Source organism: Paenibacillus cisolokensis (genome assembly GCF_018403665.1).
In the GTDB taxonomy this organism is placed as follows: Bacteria; Bacillota; Bacilli; order Paenibacillales; family Paenibacillaceae; genus Paenibacillus_AH; species Paenibacillus_AH cisolokensis.
Genome location: NZ_BOVJ01000261.1, coordinates 1 through 2365 on the forward strand (window position 1 = coordinate 1; position 2365 = coordinate 2365).

The 2365-nt window shown below is 55.1% G+C and carries 3 protein-coding genes; all 3 read left to right on the forward strand.

The window, feature by feature from the left end:
* Nucleotides 1-601: 601 nt before the first annotated feature.
* Nucleotides 602-1465, forward strand: a complete 864-nt coding sequence (locus PACILC2_RS25725) for an ABC transporter ATP-binding protein (RefSeq protein ID WP_213531858.1) — start codon at nt 602-604, stop codon at nt 1463-1465.
* 5 nt (nt 1466-1470) lie between these two features.
* Nucleotides 1471-1986, forward strand: coding sequence for a hypothetical protein (locus tag PACILC2_RS25730; protein ID WP_213531860.1), 516 nt, complete (start codon nt 1471-1473; stop codon nt 1984-1986).
* A gap of 146 nt (nt 1987-2132) precedes the next feature.
* A complete protein-coding gene (locus PACILC2_RS29680; protein WP_372447244.1) occupies nt 2133-2258 on the forward strand; it encodes a (2Fe-2S)-binding protein in 126 nt (41 codons plus the stop codon).
* The last annotated feature ends 107 nt before the right edge of the window (nt 2259-2365 follow it).

Sequence of the window (2365 nt, forward strand, 5' to 3'; positions counted from 1 at the left end):
TTTATTGGGGTCCATCTTCCGGATGCCAGCCGCCGCGAAGCCGGAGTAAAGTAAAAATTTGAGACCGGTGGCAGTTCACAGCCTCGGAGCTTCGCAATAGGGCGCCAGGCGGGAATGGCGAGAACAAAGAAAACCCTGCAGGTGCGCAATGGACCGCGTGGCGAGGACTTTGGACTACGCCTGGCGGGGATGGCGCGAGTGAATAAGGCCCTGGAGCTTCGCAATAGGGCGCCCGGCGGGAATGGCGAGAACAAATAAGGCCATGCAGGCGCGGAATGGGCCGCGTGGCGAGGACTTTGGACTACCGCCCGGCGGGGATGGAGCCAACGAATAAGGCTCTGGCCGCCGTCCTGAGTCCTTGGTTTGTACTGTCCTCTTACAGAGACGACAGAGTCGTTTCTGCTTGTGGAGGCGCTTATCGACCAAGGGTGTATCGCTATGCAATTTTCTTCGCGTTCAAAGAAGTAAGGGATTGCTTTTTCGGGTGAGAAAGATTATCATTAAAAATGTGGTGAAAATCATTCTCATTAATATTTCTGCGATTTTTCTTATACATATTCATCAAAAGGCCAAAGCTGGTCAAATAAGGAGCGGTGCAGTGATGTTTCGCCTAGTTACTTCCCAGTTGGACATTCGATACGACGACCGTCTTATTGTTCACAATTTGAACATCGCCATTCCTCAAGGAAAAATAACGGCGCTTGTCGGTTCGAACGGTTCGGGCAAATCGACGATTTTGAAGACGATGGCCCGTCTGATGAAGCCGAGCGGAGGCAAAGTGCTGCTGGACGGCAAGTCGATCCATCAGTTGTCGACGCGGGAAGTAGCCCGACAACTGGCCATACTGCCGCAAAATCCGACTGCGCCCGATGGGCTGACGGTTGCCGAACTCGTTTCCTACGGACGTTTTCCTTATCAGAAAGGGTTCGGGTCGCTCAGCGCAGAAGATCGTCGCAGTATCGAGTGGGCGATTAACGCTACGGGGATGCAGCCTTTTGCGGGTCGTCCTGTCGATCAATTGTCCGGCGGTCAGCGTCAACGGGCCTGGATCGCGATGGCGTTGGCGCAGGATACCGATATTCTGTTTCTGGATGAACCGACGACCTTTCTTGATATGGCCCATCAGCTCGAGGTGCTGCAACTGCTGCAGCGGTTAAACGAGCAGAACGGGCGCACCATTATTATGGTTGTCCACGATTTGAACCATGCTTCGCGATACGCGCATCATATGATCGCCATCAAGAATGGAGCGGTGATCGGCGAAGGCTCGCCTTCCGAAGTGATGAAGCCGGACATATTGCGCGCCGTATTCGGCATCGAAGCGGATATCGTAACAGATCCACGTACGGGAGTACCGCTGTGCCTGCCATATGCGCTCGTCGGTGACGAGGATTCTTCGAAGTCGGCTCAGCCCGAAATCGAGGATGCGTTCGAAGAACGGTCTTTAACGGCTGCGGGAGTTTGATGACGATGAAAGTGCCATTCTCCTTGCTGGAGACGCACTGTTATGTCTACGCCGACAGGCCGAATTACGAAGCCGGATACGAAACGCAGCTCGACCGGTTGCTGAGTCCGGAGGAAGCCGACCGTTTTGCGAACTGGTACGGCAATAAGCTGCAAGCATCCGATCGCACACCGGCCGCGACTTATTTCGTTTCGTGGCTGCGAGGATTTGCCGGAGCCGCGATGACGACGGTAGCGTGTGGGGCGACGCTGGACTGGTCGTTGTCGAACTGGAGCGTTCTCAGTTACGAGCAGGGCGGATATACACGATTCGCTTTCTATGCCCACGATAGCACCGTTATCGGCTCCCCCGAAGTCGGCCGGGAGCGGTGGATGCAGGAGCAGCTGGACGGCTTCTTCGGCCGTACGCTAGCGCCTCTTTTCGATCGCTGTCGCAGGCCGTGTCGGTCCCGGAGATACAGCTGTGGAGGCTGCAGGCAACCGGACTCCAATATTTTGTTCAGTATGCGGAGAGAGAGCTGAACGCATCCGATGCGGCGGCTCTCCGCCGCTTATCGGAATATATAACCGCCGGCATGTCCCCGGCGCATTTTGGCCTTCGTACGAATCCGCTCCATATCTCGATCCGGATGATTGACAATCCGTACGAGCCTGGCGGGCAAATTGCGATGAAAGCGGCATGTTGTCTGGCTTTCAAAGTTGGCGGCAGCGGGTATTGCTATACATGCCCCAGGTTGACAAGCCGGCAGCGCAGTCTGATGAAAGAGAAGATATTGGCAGGACAACAGGCGTAAAAGGGGTATCGGGTTTTCCCGGCACCTAAAAAGCAAGCGATGCCGCCCGATCCGCTTCATTATCAGGGCAGCGGGCGGCCACGAAAAATATGATTAATTCGCGAAAA